The organism is Lentzea aerocolonigenes, assembly GCF_000955955.1.
GTDB classification, from domain to species: domain Bacteria; phylum Actinomycetota; class Actinomycetes; order Mycobacteriales; family Pseudonocardiaceae; genus Lentzea; species Lentzea aerocolonigenes_A.
Genome location: NZ_JYJG01000402.1, coordinates 1 through 15836, shown reverse-complemented (window position 1 = coordinate 15836; position 15836 = coordinate 1). Strand labels below are relative to the sequence as shown.

Below are 15836 nucleotides of genomic sequence, written 5' to 3'. Positions count from 1 at the left end.
TCGCCGCCGCCCAGTCCGGGCGCGGCCACCTCCGGGATCCGGCGGGTGGCAGGGGCCCGCCGGATCCCGTCCAAGCGAGGGGAGTCGTCACGTGCAGGAACAGCTGCGCGGACGCCATGGGGAGATCGCCGCACTGCGCGCCGCGTTCGAGGCGTCGGCCTCACGCGGACGACTCGCGGTGGTTCGCGGTGAGCCGGGGAGCGGACGCTCCGAACTGCTGCGCCAGGCCGCCCTGATGTGGCGCGCCGAGGGCGTGACCGTCGTCAGCCACCGCCCCAGATCCCGTGCGGTCGTGCTGATCGACGACGCCGACCGGCTCGACGACCCGGTCCTCACGACGACCGCCATGCGCATGCCCGGCTGCCTCGTCGTCGCGGTCTGCCGCGACCACGCCGAACTGGCCGAGGCCGCGGACCTCGTCATCGACGTGCCAACGTTGTCACCGGACATCGTCACCGAGCTGATCACCAGCCGCGACCCGCTCGACCACAGCGTCGTCGAAGCTCTCCGAACCGCACTCGGGGCGCTCTACGGCAACCCCGGCACGGTCCTCGCGACTCTCGGCGAGCTCAACCTGACGTGGGTCGGCGACCGGCTCTTCCTCGCCAGCGACCGGATCAGCCTGCCGAAGCACCACTCGCTGATGGAGCACGTCCAAGGGCTCGCCCACAAGGTCGCGCTGCTGTGCGTCGTGCGCCAGGGCATCGAGGTCACCGACCTCAAGCTGCTCAAGGAGAACCTGGACGCCTGCGGCCGTGCGCTGGACGACCTGGTCGAACGCGGCGTGCTCACCAAGGACCTCAAGGTCCTCTGCCCGGCACTCGCCAACGCGATCATCGACCAGAGCGGCGAGGACGAGGTGCGCCGCATGCACGTCGCCCTCGCCGCCGACACCGCCGACCCGGACCTCGTCGCACTGGCCGGCCCGGACCTGCCGGACGCGCCGCGCAAGGCCCGCTGGCTCGCCGACCGCGCCGTCGAGATCCAGGCAACCGACCCGGAACGGGCAGGGCGCTGGCTCACCGCCGCGGTCCGCATGACCGCCGTGCAGGACCGACCGTGCGGACGCCTGTACTACCGCGCGCTCGCCGTCCTCGTCGCCACGGGCCAGAACGAGTTGATGCGCACCGTTCTCGAAGAGTGCGTCACGGCGGACGCGAACACCGACGCCGCGACGATGCTGTTGTTGCTCAACGGCGAAGAGTCGCAGATCAAGGGCGGCCCGGCGGTAGCACTCGCACGGTGGTGGCTCGGCGGACCTGCCGACTGGACGCCACTGCCGATGACCACGCACGACGACGAAGTGATCATCTCCAACGCCGAGCTGAACGCGATCTACCACGCGTTGCGCTCGGACGTGCAGGCCTGCCGCACGGCGCTGAGGTTCGTCCGCGACGAGCAAGCGCGGGAACGCTTCGACGACATCATCGAAGCGGGCACGGCCGGTGACGTCGCGATGGTCCTGGAACTCGTCCTGGGCCAGCGCTACCGCACTCCGGACCACGGCCCGTTGAAGCTCTACCAACGCGTGGTCCGCGACTACGCCAAAGCAGACTTCACGTCCGCACTGCAGACCGTGCGCCAGCTGGAGCTCACGAAACGACCGATGCCTGCCCACCACCACGGCCGCATCCTCGCCGCCGCAATGCATTCCGCGCGCGGCGAGCACCGGCAGGCCTTCGCGTGGCTGGCCAAGGTCAGCCACGCGACGAGGTACGCCCCGACGCGCGCCATGGTCGAGTGCGGCCTGCTGCACCGCGCGGGCGACTCCCGGACCGCGGTCAACCTCGCCTGGCGCACGCTCCAGCGCGTCAAGCAGGCTGGCGTGCGCACGGGCACCAGCCGGTTGATGCTGCAAGCACTGCAGATCGCGATGAGGAACAACGACCTCGACATCGCGCGTTCCCTGATGACCGAGATCACCGAGCTGCACCGGTGGGGCGACTGCCGCTGCACGCTCCAGGTCCTGTTGCTGGCCAAGGGACTGCTCTACCACGACCCGGCCGAGGCGGCACGCGGCGCGGAACTCGTGCGCCGCCGGGGCCACCGCCCGGACCTGTTGTGGGCGTGCCACATCCTCGCCCAGTTCGCCGACGACCCGCGCCACGTCGTGCGGGAGCTGCACTCCATCGCGAAGGAAGGCGGATCGTCGTTCCTGTTGCCCGCCAGGGTTTCCGCGTTGATGCGCAAGTTCGGCGTCGCCGCGCCGCGCACCAGCGCGAACCCGACCGGGCTCACCGGCACCGAACTGCGCATCGTCGAACTGGTGCGCGCGGGCCAGACGAACCGTCAGATCGCCACCGAGCTCGAGACCTCGGAGAAGGCCGTCGAGCACCACCTCACTCGCCTGTTCCTGCGCACCGGCGTCCGGTCGCGCGTGGAGCTGGCCGCCGCGAGCCTCGCAGGCAGGCTCGATGATCGAGGAGCCACCGGATGACGGGAACGCTCGACCACACGGACACTCCAACCTCCAACCTGATCGCGCGCGATGACGCACACACGAGCGTCGTGTGGCCGTTGTTGTCGGGGACCACGCGGCTGGTGCTCGTCACCGGACCCGCGGGCATCGGCCGCACGGCGCTCCTCAACGAGGTCCGGGACACGCTCGAACATCAGCGTGTGCGCACAGCAGACGTGCCACTGCTGCGCGCCGACCGCAACCGCCCCCAGGCTGTGGTCGCCCGTGTGCGTGAGGAACTCGCACGGTGGTCACGGCCGCCGGTGCTGTTCCTCGACGACCTGCACCGCCTCAACCACGACGTGCTGCGCGCGCTCCTCGACGCGTTGCCCCAACTCGCCACCTGTGTCGTCGGTAGCTACCGCACGCCCGTGCGTCTCGAACACACAGATCTCGCCGATGCGCTGAAGTCGAACGCGCTCACCGAGATCGTGCCCCTCACGCCGTTGAACCGGGCGGAGGTCAGCCTCATGTTCACCGGCCTGCTCAACGTCTCGGCGGACCCGGAGCTCGCGCGCAGGCTGCACAAGGACAGCCGAGGCTTCCCGGGCCTCGTCGACCTCGCCGTCGACGGCTACCTGCGCGGCGGTGCGCTGCGGATCATCGACCGCACCGCCTACCTGGTCGACGAACCACGCGGCACCGGCCACCGGCACCCCGCCGTCGAACGGATCCGGCTGCTCGGCGAGGACGCCTGGCAGACCGCCAAGGCCATGGCGATCCTGCATCCGCTCGGCCCGGCCGCCGTAGAGCTCCTCGGCGACACCCGCGGGTTGCCCGAACTCGAGGCAGAAGGCGTGCTCGTACGGCACGAGGACGGCTACCGGTTCCGTGCGCCCGTGCTCGCCCATGCGCTCGCGGCCGTTCTCGGCCCGTACGAGCGCCATGACCTCGGCTGGCGAGCAGTCCAAGCGATCTGGGAGGGCAGGGCGTTCTGCGCGAACCCCAGCTATCTCCCGGACCGGCTGATCGACGCGGGCGGGTTCGCCGACGCGGAGAAGGCGTGCGCCCAACTGCTCGCCGCGGGCAAGGCCGTGGTCCTGCACGACCCGTCCGCACGACGCTGGCTCCGTGCCGCCGCCGGCCGCGCCACGAGCCCGACGCAGCAGGCGGAAGCGTTGTTCATGCACGCCGTCGCCTGCGCCTCCCACAACGACTTCGTGACCGCGATGGCCAGTGTGGAAGCCGCGCTCGAACTGCCGGACGAGTTCACCCCGGACCAGATTCAGGAGCTGCACCTCATCCGGCTCGTGGGCATGTGCGCGGCGGGGGACAGGGCCGCACTGCGCAAGGTCGCCGACAGCAGCTGGCGTTCGCTCCCCGGTGGCACTGCAGCGCGGTTCATCGGCCGTGCGGTCGCCATGTGCTACACGGACCGATGGGACGAAGCGGCGACGTTGCTGGCGAGTACACGCGGTATGTGGCGCCTGGGCAACGCGGCCACCGTGACGTTCGGCGAGTTGTTCGGCATGAGTGCGGCGCTGATGTCCGGGCGCATGGCCGACTTCGAACGCGTCGCCAGCGACCCCGGCCTGTGCCCGCTCTACGCGGTGGACCGGCACCGGCCCGCACTCCAGGCCGCGATGGCCCGCTGCCTGATGCTGGCGGGGGAGATGAAGCGCGCCGAACGGATGCTGGTCGGCCAGCAACTCGAAGCCGCCGACCTCGCGTTGATCCAGACCGCGGACGGACGATGGGACGACGCGCTCGGCAACGCCCGCAAGGCTCTGGTCACCGGCTCGACGCTCGGCCAGGTCGCGGCACACACGGCGTTGGCTCACGGCCTCGCCACCATGCTCATCACACGCGCGAAGCTCACCCGTGCGCGCGAGGTCATCGCCGACGCGCGCACAGGCCAGAACATCCTTCCGCACCTGCTGGACGTGCCGGAGTCCGATCTCGAACTCGTGCTGGGCGCTCGGGACAAGAGCCGCCGGGCATTGCGGCGCGGGCTCGCGTTCGCCGCTCAGCACGCCATCGTGATCGGCACCGACGAGCTGGAGATGCGGCTCGCCGTGATGTCGCTGGACGACGACGACCGCGAGGACGCCGAGTTCCGCGTCGAACGGCTCGCGGACATCGCCGAGACCATGGACACCGGTCGCGCGCACCGCAACCACCTGTTGGCCCGCGCGGTGACCTGGCATGACAAGCAGGCGGCCGCCGAGGTGCGCAGGATCGTGGTCGAGCGCGACCAGCCGCACGAGATCGCGATGACGTTGACGGCGTTGGCGTCGCACGGGCTCGGTGACGCGCGGACGTTGCGCGAGGCCTACGAGCTGTTCGGCATCATGGACGCGTTGCTGCCCAGGGCTTTGCTGCGCCACCTCATGCGAGAGCACGGCGTCGCAGTGCCCGGACGGGCGGCGACGACGGCCGAGCAGGAGCGGTTGCTCGCCTGCCTGGTCGCGGAAGGGCTGACGAACCGCGAGCTGGCCGGCGTCCTCAGGTCCACCGAGAAGAGCATCGAGGCCAAGCTGACCCGGCTCTTCCAACGCACCGGCTACCGGTCACGGGTGGAGCTGGCGACGGCGATGCTCACGGGTGAGTACCACTGACGAGCGCGTCCACCACCACGGACGCCGGTTCGGAGAGGTTCAGCCACGCCACGACGACGCGGAGCTTCTCTCGTGAGCCGCCACGCACCCGTAGCACCTGCACGCCTTGAGGAACGGACGCTGCGAGCGACTCCGGCAACGTCGTGATGCCCGCCCCGGACGCCACGAGCTGAAGCTTCGCCATCCAGTCACGGGCCATGTGCGCGACGACCTGTCGTTCGTCCACGCCCGGCCACACTCCTAGGCCGGGCGGAGGCGACGCGATCCACGCCCACCCGCGCAGATCTTCGACGTCGACGTAGTCCTTGTGCGCCAACGGGTGCGTGGACGGCACTGCCAGCACCAGCTCGCGTTCGTCGAGCACTTCGGCCTGGAGAGCGGGCGTCTCGTCGTCGAGCGGCGACGGAGAAGCGAGCACGGCGAGATCAACGGTCCTGGCTCGCAGCGCGCGCACCAGCGACGCGGTGGTGCCCTCGCGCGTGGTGACGGTCAACGCCGGATGGCTGCGCCTCAACACAGCCAACGCCGATGGGACGAGAGTGCCGCCCGCCCCCGCGAACCACCCCAGCCGCACGGTGCCCGCGGTGGCCGGAAGGCTGGACAGCTCCCGGCTGGCCGCATCCAGTTGCGCGAGAACCAGACCGGCGTGCCGCAGCAGCACGTGGCCCGTATCGGTCAGTTGGACGCCCTCACGCTGACGGTCGAGCAACGGCGCGCGCACGACCCGTTCGAGTGCCGCGATCTGCCGGGACACCGCGGACTGCGTGTAGCCCAGCGCCGACGCGGCCGAGCTCAGCGACCCGCGCTCGGCCACCTCCTGGAACACCCGCAACGACACGAGCGGAACCGCCGTGAGATCCATGCCGACATGAATACCGGATCAGCCTCGCGAGTTGAGGAACCGCGCGACCGGCCACACACCGTCCGCGGTGTTCCCGAGCACCGTGCGAGTCACGCCCGACTCCGGTTCGTGCACGGTCTTGAACGACACCCCGGCGTCCTGCCCGACCAGCTGCACCTGGTTCTTCGACCCGTGCAGCCAGAAACCGAGGCCGTAGCGGAGCTCGTCCTCGGGGATCTCGCTGTGCGGCTTCACCATCTCGGCGACCCACTCGGGCGACACGATCCGGCCGGCGAAGAACGCCTTCCACAACGCGCTGACGTCGGCCGCCGTCGTGAAGATCCCGCCGTCACCGCCGCCTCGGATGGGCAGGTGGAAGACGTTGGTGCGCCACTCGCCGTCGATCGGCAGGTACCCGCGTTCTTTTCCGATTCACGGGTGGTAGCGGCCGGCGATCTCGGTGATCTCCCCGCGCCAGTTGAAGGTCAGCCGCGGCGCGTACGGCGGGTACTCCATCGCCAGGAACTCCTCCCGGCTGCACTCGACCGTGCCGAGACCGAGCAACGACAGCTCGAGCCCGCGCGTTGTCGGCGTCGCGCAGCCGAACGCCGTGCGGATCACCGCGTCGTCGGCGAGCTTCGCCACGTGCGGCTTGTCGGAAGTCGGGAAGGTGTAGGAGTTGTTGTCCTCCGTGTGCCGCGACTCGCCTTCGACCCATTCCACCGTGCCGTCGGGGTGGATCGCGGTGATCACCGTCAGCCACTCCGTGGTCGTCACCTGCCAGACCACGCCCCCCGCGACGGCCACCACCACGGCCCCGGTCGCCCACACCCAACGTCTCATGCCGATCTTGACGCCTGATCGGTTCCTCGGTTGCGCCGCCTGTAATATTACGAGCGTGCTAAAAACTTGGGGGAACGGATGACACTGGGACTGGTGGCGGCGCTGGCCGGGCTGGCGCTGCTCGACTCGACGAGCGTCGGGACGTTGTTCATCCCGATCTGGCTCATGCTCACGCCGGGGCGGCTGAAGCTCGGCGGGTTCGGCGTCTACCTCGGCACGATCACGGTCTTCTACTACGGGGTCGGCGTGCTGATCGTGCTCGGCGCGTCGCAGGTGATCGACCACCTCGACAGCAAGATCGCTCTGTGGGTGCAGCTGGTGATCGGCGTGTTCCTGTTCGTCGTCAGCTTCCGGTTCGACGGCAAGAAGAAGCCGGACACGGGGAAGTGGCGGGAGCGGATCAACGCCAACGGCTCGGCGGCCGCGCTGGCGGGCATCGCGGTGCTCGCGGGTGTCGTCGAGCTCGCCACGATGCTGCCGTACCTGGGCGCGATCGGGATGATGAGCGCCGCCGACCTCGGACCGGCCCAGATCGGGCTGCTGCTCGCCGGGTACTGCCTGGTCATGATCGTGCCGGCGGTCGTGCTGCTCGGCGGGCGGCTGGCTCTGCAGCGCAGGATCGAACCGCTGCTGACCCGGATCAGCACGTGGTTCGCGGAGAAGGGCGCGGGCATGACGGGCTGGATCCTCGGCATCGCCGGGTTCCTGGTGGCACGCGATGCCATCGCACGGCTGTTCTTCCTGTGAACCATTTGGTCCAGTTGGCTGAACGACCGCGTTTCGTTTTCCTCCTACACTCGCCAGGATGAGTGGGCTGGACGATCCCCGCAGATCGGTCCCGCAGGAGCTGGCGCCGTTGCTCCGACTGGAAGTGACGCCGGTTTCGGTGAGCATTTTCGAGGCGATCGAGAAATCGATTCCCGAATACAGCCAGTTCCGGGACAACGTCGTCGACGGCATTCGACAGGCGCTGGTGAAGTTCGTCGACATGATCGCCGAGCCCGATTCCGAACCGGACCCGCACGACGACATCCACCGCAAGCTCGGCGCGTGGGAGTTCAAGTCCGGCCGCAGCCTGGACAGCCTGCAGGCGGCGTACCGGATCGGCGCGCGGGTGGCGTGGCGGCACGTGTGCGGGTTCGCCGAGCAGCGGAAGCTGTCGCTGCGGCAGATGTCGGTGCTCGGCGAGGCGATGATCGCCCACGTGGACGAGCTGGTGAGCCTGTCGGTCGAGGGGTACGCGGCCGCGCAGGCGAGTGCGGCCGGAACGCTGGAACGCAAGCGGCGCAAGCTGATGGAGCTGCTGGTCGGTGATCCGTCCGGCAACTGGCAGAGCGTCGTGCACGCGGCGGACGCGGCGGCGTGGCCGATGCCGGACCGGCTCTGCGCGGTCGCTCTTGAGCCGTCTGCCGCACCGGCCGACGACCTGCCGCCGGACGTGCTGGTGAACTTCGAGGACGCCACGCCGTACCTGCTGGTGCCGAACCCGGTCGCGGTGTCGCGCTGGATCCGCCGCGCGTTGCCGGGCTGGCGTGCCGCGGTCGGGTTGCCGGTGGTGCCCGCCGAGGCGCCGTGGTCGCTGGCCTGCGCACGCCGGGTGCTGGCGCTCGCGCGGGAGAAGGTGCTGCCGGACCGGCCGGTGCTCGACTGTGCTGATCATCTGGTCGAGCTGACCGTGCTCGCGGACGAGTTCCTGGCCCGGCAGCTGGCCGAACGGGCGTTGGCGCCGTTGGCATCGTTGACAGAACGACAGCGCACGAAGCTCGCCGAAACGCTGCTCGTGTGGCTGTCGGCACGCGGCGGTGCACCCGAGGTGGCCGCCCGGCTGCAGGTGCATGCGCAGACCGTTCGCTACCGGGTGAACCAGTTGGACGAACTGTTCGGCGACCGAATGCACGACGCCGAGGAGCGGTTCACGCTCGAGCTGGCACTGCGCGCACACTATTTATTGGATCGCGCCTGATAAATCGCTCCGAGTCAATTCGTACCCAGGTGATAAAACCGGTTTTTCTCTTGCATTGCGGAATCTCGGCTGGTTACTTTACTGACGAGTAAAGCAACACCGCCTTCTTGCAGTTCAAAGTCGTACTCACGGAGGTCCCTGCAGATGAAGAACTTCGCACGCGCCGCTGCCTGCGTACTGGCCGCCGGAGCACTGAGCGTCGTCACGGCCGTCCCCAGCATGGCCGCGACCGCCGAGCTGAACATCACCTACTCCTGCAACTTCACGCTCATCGGAGCGCAGGACACCCCGACCACGGTCACCTCGTCGGACGCGACCGACTCGGCGACGGTGGGCGTGCCCACCGCGGTGTCCAACAACACCGTGAAGAGCACCGTGTCGGAGAGCGCCACCAACGTGCTGGCCTGGCTCGGCGCGAAGTCCGTCGACGGCACGTTGACCACCCAGGTGAAGGTGACCAACGGCAGCGCCACCCAGACCGTGTCGTCGGTAGCGACCATCCCCAACACGGCGGTCCCGTCCAGCGGCACGTTCACGGTGACCGCCGCGGGCACGATGCCGGCGCTCACGCTCACCGAGGCCGGCACCGCCTCGATCTCGCTCGGCAACTCGGAGCTCAAGCTCACGCCGCGCCTCGCGAACGGCGACCCGACGTGGCTCGGCACGGTCACCAACCAGTGCACCGTCAAGGCCGGCCAGAACACCGTGTTCCACACCTTCCCCGTGGCGTAGTCCTGACGATCCCGTGATGGGATTGGCGGCATGGAGCTCCAGCAACTGGTGGACCGCATTGCCGCCGAGGTCACGCCAGGAGGCGAGGTAGCCGACTACATCCCGGCCCTCGCCAGGATCGACCCGCACGCCTTCGGCCTCGCCGTCGCCACACTGGACGGCGAGGTCTTCGGCGCTGGGGACCACCTGACGCCGTTCTCGATCCAGAGCATCTCCAAGGCGTTCATGCTGGCTCTGGCGTTGCATTCCGATGACGACGTGTGGGCCAGGGTCGGCCGCGAGCCGTCCGGGTCGCCGTTCAACTCGCTGGTCCAGCTCGAGTCCGAGCAGGGGATCCCGCGCAACCCGTTCATCAACGCCGGTGCGCTCGTCGTGACCGACCATCTGGGGCTCGGAGCGGCTGACCGGCTGCTGGCCTTCCTGCGCGCGGAGAGCGGCAACGCCTCGGTCGGCGTCGATCCCGAGGTCGCCAAGTCCGAGCTGGACCACTCCGACCGCAACCGCGCGCTGGCCCACTTCATGGCCTCGTACGGCAACATGCGCAACTCCGTCGACGTCGTGCTGCACGAGTACGTCCGGCAGTGCTCGATCGCGATGAGCTGCGCTGATCTTGCTCGGGCGACTCTCTTCCTGGCCCGCCACGGTGTGCGCAACGACGGCACCCGCCTGTTGACGGTCAGCGGCGCGAAGCGCGTCAACGCCGTGATGCTCACGTGCGGCACCTACGACGCCGCCGGCCAGTTCGCCTACCGGGTCGGCCTGCCCGGCAAGAGCGGGGTCGGTGGCGGCATCATCGCCGTCGTGCCCGGGAAGTGCGCGATCTGCGTCTGGAGTCCAGCCTTGGACGCACGAGGCAACTCCGTGGCCGGTCTCGACGCTTTGGACCGATTCACGACTCTCACGGGCTGGTCAGTGTTCTGACTGGTGGTAGGAAGACGGGGTGAGCACAACGGGGAACGCACTGACGCTGGCAGAAGACGAGGCCGTCACCCTGGTCAGCGAGCTGATCCAGATCGACACCACCAACACGGGTGATCCCGCGACGCTGGTGGGGGAGCGCAAGGCCGCCGAGTGGGCGGCGGAGAAGCTGTCCGAGGTCGGGTACGAGACCACCTACGTCGAGTCGGGCGCGAAGGGGCGCGGCAACGTGATCGCGCGGCTCGCCGGTGCGGATCCGAGCCGTGGGGCTCTGCTGGTCCACGGTCACCTCGACGTCGTGCCCGCCGATGCGTCCGAGTGGTCTGTGCACCCGTTCTCCGGTGCGGTGCAGGACGGGTACGTGTGGGGGCGCGGCGCGGTCGACATGAAGGACATGGTCGGCATGACGCTGGCCCTCGCGCGGCACTTCAAGCGGGAGAACGTCGTCCCGCCGCGTGACATCGTGTTCGCGTTCCTCGCGGACGAGGAGGCCGGCGGGCTCTTCGGCGCCAAGTGGCTGGTGGAGAACCGGCCCGAGCTGTTCGAGGGCGTGACCGAGGCGATCTCCGAGGTCGGCGGGTTCTCGATCACGCTGAAGGACGACGTGCGGGCCTACCTGGTCGAGACCGCCGAGAAGGGGATCCGCTGGCTGAAACTGCGGGTCAAGGGCACCGCGGGGCACGGCTCGATGATCCATCACGACAACGCGGTGGCGAAGCTGGCCGCGGCGGTCACCCGTCTCGACCAGCACAAGTGGCCGTTGATCGTGCGGCCTTCCGTGCGCGAGTTCCTCGACGGCGTCACGGAGATCACTGGCCTCGACTTCCCGGACGACGACATCGAGGGCTCGATCGGCAAGCTCGGCGCGTTGTCGCGGATGATCGGCGCGACGCTGCGGGACACGGCGAACCCGACGATGCTCTCCGCCGGCTACAAGGCGAACGTGATCCCCTCCACCGCCGAGGCGACGGTCGACTGCCGGATCCTGCCGGGCCGTGAGGAGGCGTTCGACCGCGAGCTGGCCGAGCTGCTCGGGCCGGACGTCGAGCGCGAGTGGGTCGGGTTGCCGCCGGTGGAGACCACGTTCGACGGTGCTCTGGTGGACGCCATGACCGCGTCGATCATCGCCGAGGACCCCGGTGCCCGCGTGCTGCCGTACATGCTGTCGGGCGGCACCGACGCCAAGTCGTTCCAGCAGCTCGGCATCCGCAACTTCGGCTTCTCGCCGTTGAAGCTGCCGCCGGACCTCGACTTCTCGGGGTTGTTCCACGGCGTGGACGAGCGCGTGCCGGTGGATGCGCTTAAGTTCGGTGTGCGCGTTCTGGACCGTTTCCTTCGCAACAGCTGAGGAGAGTGCGTTGTGTCCACTGTGGATCTGACAGGCCGGGTCGCGCTGGTCACGGGTGGAGCGGGCGGAATCGGGGCGGCGGTGGTGCGCCGCCTCGCCCGGCTCGGTGCTTCGGTGGCCGTCCTGGACCTCGATGCCGCAGGGGCACAACGCATCGCTTCCGCTGCCGGTGGGATCGCGATCGCCGGTGACGTCACGGATCCCGCCGTCCTGCCCGCGGTGGTCGCGCAGGTGGAGAAGGAGTTCGGGCGGCTCGACATCGTGCACCTGAACGCGGGGATCGGTGGCGGGCAGACCGGGATCGACGCCCTGGACGTGGCCAGGTACCGGAAGCTCGTCGGGGTCAACGTCGACCACGTGGTCTACGGGTTGTGCGCTGCCGTGCCGGCGTTGCGGCGGGCCGGCGGCGGGAAGATCGTGATCACGTCGTCGCTGGCCGGGTTGGCGGCCATGCCGTCGGATCCGTTGTACACACTGACGAAGCACGCTGTCGTCGGCTACGTGCGGGCCGCGGGGAAGGCGCTGGCCGCTGACGGGATCGTGGTCGCCGCGCTGTGTCCCGGGTTCGTGGACACGTTGCTGCTCGGTGCGGCGAAGGAGGAGTTCGTGGCGATGGAGTTCCCGCTGCTGACCCCGTCGGACATCGCGGACGCCCCGAGGCGGTGATCACGGAGGCCGAGCCGGGGGAGGCGTGGATCATCCAGCCGGGTGGGCAGGCTTCGGCGTACCAGTTCCGCGGGGTGCCTGGAGTGGGTGGTGGGCAGATGCCACCTGATGTGGTGCTCGGCCGCGTTTGACGCCACGGAGATAACCGGATCCGTGTTGTCTCGTTAGGACGTTCAGACGACACGGCGAAAGGAATCCGATGGTGCGGCTGGAGGACGGGACCGAGCTCAACGTGGTGCGGGCGGGCGATCCCGAAGCGCCGGTGACGGTCGTGCTGGCACACGGCTACGCGCTCGACCACCGCAGCTGGCACAAGGTCGTGGCAGCGCTGAGCGAGGAGTTCCAGGTCATCGCCTACGACCACCGCGGGCACGGGAAGTCGGGCGGCGCCACCAAGGAGACGGCGACGATCGAGCAGCTCGGTGACGACCTGGGCGAGCTGATCGAACGAGCGGTGCCGCAGGGCAGCATCGTCATCGCCGGGCACTCGATGGGCGGCATGGCGGCGCTCGCGATGGCCGAGCGCAGGCCGCGCCTGTTCCGGCAGCGGGTGCTCGGGAACGTGTTCGTGTCGACGGCGGCGAGCGGGCGCAGCGAGTCGTCGCTGGCGTGGCCCAAAGCGGTCGGGAAGCTCGTGCGGGAGCTGGAGCGGGCGTTCGGGCCGATCGTGCGGGCGGTGCGGGAGAAGGTCGAGCCGACCAAGACCGCGGGGTTGCGGTGGTGGCTGTTCGGGGACCAGCCTGTGGACGAGGACGTCGAGCTGACGGCGGACATGGTGTGGGGGCAGTGGCCGGAGACGGTCGCGCTGTTCCGGCCCGCCGTCGACCGCTACGACCGCGAGGCCGGGCTGACCGTGGCCAAGGAGAAGGCCGTGGTGGCGGTGGTGGGGGACGAGGACCGCCTGGTGCCCGAGTCGGACGCGGCGAAGTTCGGCGGTACCTCGGTCGTGCTGGCCGACGCCGGACACATGCTGCCGCTGGAGCGGCCCGCCGAGCTCGCGAACCTGATCCGCGAGGTCGCCGCGAAGGCGTGACGCCGGACCACCTGGGAAGGCGGCCCGGCGTCGTGGACCAGGTGGGCTAGACGGGGGAGCGGCGGGCGCGGCCGGGTGGACGTCCGAAGAGCCGCACGTGCTCGCCGACCAGCCAGTCCTTCAGCGGCGCCCACTCCGGGTGGTGGTTGAGCACCAGGAGCCGGTGCATCCACCAGTTCGGGTCGTCGTGGCGGGGGAACGCCGCGAGCCACGCGGCCCGCTCGTCCTCCGACAGGCCCCACAGGTGTGCGAGCTGGCCCTGGGCGTCCGTGTCGAGCGACGCGGTGATCTTGCCGCCCTCGGTGTGCCATTCGGCGCGCAGTTCGCGCAGCACGGCGAGGGCGCGATCGTCGCCTTCGTCCGCGGTGACGACGACTGTGTGGAGGCCCTGCGCCGCGGCTTCGGCGAGCAGGGCTCTGGTGGACGTTTCGTCGTGCGGCAGTGCGCTGTGCGCGACCCCGACTTCATGCGGCACGAGCTCCATGACACCGAATCTGATCACATCGACAACTAGTTCGGAGAATTTTATTCCTTCAGTGTTGACTGAAGGATCACCTTCCCTCGGTTGACACGATCAGTTGCACGGACGTTGTTGTACGACGGACAAGCATCGACACCGCACAACGTTTTCGCACTACAAATGGCGTCGAGAGGAACGGTGAGGGTGTTGTTCAGCAAAGAGGCCTCGGCTCGACGCCGGGGAAGTAGTGCTCCCAGTGTTGATTGGACAGGTGCGCCGTCGTAGTGGCGCACACGCGGGCCGCTGTCGCCTCGACGTCGATGTCCCAGACACGGACGGTGCGGTCCACGCCGGAGGTCACCAGGGTGCGGTTGTCCGGCGCGAAGGCGACACCCCACACCCGTTCCGTGTGACCGTGCAGCACTGCTCGCAACTGGGGGTTGCGAGCATCGCGCACGTCCCACACGCGGATCACGTCGTCGGTCGTGCCGGCCGCGACGAGGGTGCCGTCGGGGGAGAAGGCGAGGCGCTGCAGCGGCCCGCCGTCGTTCGGCAGCGTGCCGAGCCTGCGGGGCTGGGCGGGGTCGCTGATGTCGTAGAGCGCGCCGCTGTTGCCCGAGTTCGCGAACGCCATGACATTGCCGTGGATGACCACGGTCATGACCTCTTCGCGCCCGGCCTGGCCGCCACGGCGGATGGGGTTGAGGTTGTCGTCGGTGTGCAACGCGGGGTACGCGCGGGGCGAGGCCGGGTTGCTGACGTCCCACAGCTGCAGTTCGTGGCGGCCGTTCGCGATGACGAGCGTGCGGTCGTCCCCGGAGAACTCGACCTGCCACACGGTGTAGGTCTTGGGGACGGCGAAGCTGCCCGCCTTCACCGGGTTGGCGGGGTCGGTGACGTTCCACAGGCCGATGACGCCGCTGTCCTCGGAGACGGCGAGCATCTTGCCGTCGTGGCTGAACTTCGCGGCGACGACGGGCTGGCTGCCGGTGACCGCCCGGCTGAGCTCGCGGGGTTTGCCGCGGTCGGTGACGTCCCACAGGACGTTGCCCGCCATGGTCGCCCCGAAGACGACGTCGCGTTCGGGGTGCACGTCGACGGTCAGCGCCTCGTCGTCCGGGGTGAGCTTGGGCAGGGTGGAGATCTCCTGCGCGTGGCGGTCGTCGGGGCGCCACAGCTTGATGGTGCCGTCGGAGGATACGGAGGCGAAGTAGCGGCCGCGCTTGTCGTAGTCGAGCTTCCAGACGGTCCACGTGTGGTGCGCGTAGTTGAGGTTGGCGAGGTCGAGCACGCGGACCTCGGCGTCGGTGGTGGCGGTGACCATCTGCCGGGAGTCGGGACTGAAGGCGACCGACCAGAGGGTGTCGGTGTGGCCGGCCAGCGCCGTGACGGGGCGGAGCTTCGCCGGGTCGCTGACGTCCCAGATCTGGGTGGTCTTGTCGCCGCCGCCGCTCGCGAGGAACTTGCCGTCGGGGGAGAAGGCGATGGTGTGGACGGAGAGGTTGCGGCCGGTGGCGGCGGCGATCCGCACCGGGTTGCGCGGGTCGGTGACGTCCCACAGCAGGACGTCGCCGTTGTCCGCGCCGGTCGCGACGATGCGGCCGTCGGGGTGGAAGGCGACGGCGTCGGACTCGAAGTTGCCGGGGGCGGGGTCGATCGTGGAGAGGTGGTCGCCGGTCGCGAGGTCCCACAGCTTGACCGAGCCGTCCCAGGACGCGGACGCGATCGTGGTGCCCGCGCGGTTGAGCGAGATGCCGTGCACGAGGTTGTCGTGCGCCTGGATGGTCCGCACGAGAGTGGCGGGGCCGGAGATGTCCCAGACCCGGATGGTCTTGTCCTGGCCGCTGCTGACGAGCGTGCGGCCGTCCGGGGTGAACTGGACGGCCTGGACCTGGCCCTCGTGGCCGGTGATGCGGGCCTTCTCGACCGGGCGGCGGGGGTTGGAGACGTCGAAGAGCCGGATGACGCCGTCCCATCCCGCCGCAGCGACGGTGCGGCCGTCCGGGCTGAACGCCA

The 15836-nt window shown here is 69.5% G+C and carries 15 protein-coding genes; 10 read left to right on the top strand and 5 right to left on the bottom strand.

The annotated features are described in order from the left end of the window. The first annotated feature begins 91 nt into the window (after nucleotides 1-91). Nucleotides 92-2437 carry a helix-turn-helix transcriptional regulator gene (locus UK23_RS53230; protein WP_045317101.1) on the top strand — a complete coding sequence of 782 codons (2346 nt, stop codon included), beginning with the start codon at nucleotides 92-94 and terminating at the stop codon, nucleotides 2435-2437. Next, entirely contained in the window at nucleotides 2434-5016 is a 2583-nt protein-coding gene (locus UK23_RS40470) for a LuxR C-terminal-related transcriptional regulator (protein WP_045317100.1), read from the top strand. The genes UK23_RS53230 and UK23_RS40470 overlap by 4 nt, the downstream gene beginning before the upstream one ends. Here the strand turns inward: UK23_RS40470 and UK23_RS40465 are convergent. The 3 genes from UK23_RS40465 to UK23_RS40455 all read right to left on the bottom strand — a co-directional run bounded on the left by UK23_RS40465 (nucleotide 4997) and on the right by UK23_RS40455 (nucleotide 6700). Then, complete coding sequence (locus UK23_RS40465; RefSeq protein ID WP_196778099.1) at nucleotides 4997-5878, bottom strand: LysR family transcriptional regulator; 882 nt, start codon at nucleotides 5876-5878, stop codon at nucleotides 4997-4999. The genes UK23_RS40470 and UK23_RS40465 overlap by 20 nt on opposite strands. Nucleotides 5879-5896: 18 nt before the next feature. Next, nucleotides 5897-6169, bottom strand: coding sequence for a hypothetical protein (locus tag UK23_RS40460; RefSeq protein ID WP_052685465.1), 273 nt, complete (start codon nucleotides 6167-6169; stop codon nucleotides 5897-5899). Between the two features lie 120 nt (nucleotides 6170-6289). Continuing rightward, nucleotides 6290-6700 (bottom strand): hypothetical protein, encoded by a 411-nt coding sequence (locus UK23_RS40455; protein ID WP_156213740.1) that lies wholly within the window; start codon nucleotides 6698-6700, stop codon nucleotides 6290-6292. A 78-nt stretch (nucleotides 6701-6778) separates the two neighbouring features. Between UK23_RS40455 and UK23_RS40450 the strand changes: the two genes are divergently transcribed. From UK23_RS40450 to UK23_RS40420, 8 genes are all read left to right on the top strand, one after another. Beyond that, nucleotides 6779-7447, top strand: coding sequence for a GAP family protein (locus tag UK23_RS40450; protein WP_045317097.1), 669 nt, complete (start codon nucleotides 6779-6781; stop codon nucleotides 7445-7447). Between the two features lie 58 nt (nucleotides 7448-7505). Continuing rightward, nucleotides 7506-8663, top strand: a complete 1158-nt coding sequence (locus UK23_RS40445) for a helix-turn-helix domain-containing protein (RefSeq protein WP_045317096.1) — start codon at nucleotides 7506-7508, stop codon at nucleotides 8661-8663. Nucleotides 8664-8807: 144 nt separating this feature from the next. Further along, a complete protein-coding gene (locus UK23_RS40440; RefSeq protein WP_052685464.1) occupies nucleotides 8808-9395 on the top strand; it encodes a DUF6801 domain-containing protein in 588 nt (195 codons plus the stop codon). 30 nt (nucleotides 9396-9425) lie between these two features. Further along, nucleotides 9426-10316 carry a glutaminase gene (locus UK23_RS40435; protein ID WP_045317095.1) on the top strand — a complete coding sequence of 297 codons (891 nt, stop codon included), beginning with the start codon at nucleotides 9426-9428 and terminating at the stop codon, nucleotides 10314-10316. Nucleotides 10317-10335: 19 nt separating this feature from the next. Next, nucleotides 10336-11661 carry a M20/M25/M40 family metallo-hydrolase gene (locus UK23_RS40430; protein ID WP_045317094.1) on the top strand — a complete coding sequence of 442 codons (1326 nt, stop codon included), beginning with the start codon at nucleotides 10336-10338 and terminating at the stop codon, nucleotides 11659-11661. A 12-nt stretch (nucleotides 11662-11673) separates the two neighbouring features. Further along, the gene (locus tag UK23_RS40425; protein WP_231114898.1) at nucleotides 11674-12327 is read left to right on the top strand and encodes an SDR family NAD(P)-dependent oxidoreductase; all 654 of its coding nucleotides are present in this window, start codon (nucleotides 11674-11676) and stop codon (nucleotides 12325-12327) included. Next, entirely contained in the window at nucleotides 12324-12458 is a 135-nt protein-coding gene (locus UK23_RS54715) for a hypothetical protein (RefSeq protein WP_269112333.1), read from the top strand. The genes UK23_RS40425 and UK23_RS54715 overlap by 4 nt, the downstream gene beginning before the upstream one ends. Nucleotides 12459-12526: 68 nt before the next feature. Beyond that, nucleotides 12527-13360: an alpha/beta fold hydrolase gene (locus UK23_RS40420; protein WP_045317093.1), complete on the top strand. Its 834-nt coding sequence runs from the start codon at nucleotides 12527-12529 to the stop codon at nucleotides 13358-13360. A gap of 46 nt (nucleotides 13361-13406) precedes the next feature. Here the strand turns inward: UK23_RS40420 and UK23_RS40415 are convergent, their stop codons facing one another. Both UK23_RS40415 and UK23_RS40410 read right to left on the bottom strand, forming a co-directional pair. Further along, nucleotides 13407-13844 (bottom strand): hypothetical protein, encoded by a 438-nt coding sequence (locus tag UK23_RS40415; protein ID WP_156213739.1) that lies wholly within the window; start codon nucleotides 13842-13844, stop codon nucleotides 13407-13409. A gap of 187 nt (nucleotides 13845-14031) precedes the next feature. Continuing rightward, nucleotides 14032-15836: WD40 repeat domain-containing protein (locus UK23_RS40410; protein ID WP_045317091.1), on the bottom strand; the 1805-nt coding region annotated here is incomplete at its 5' end.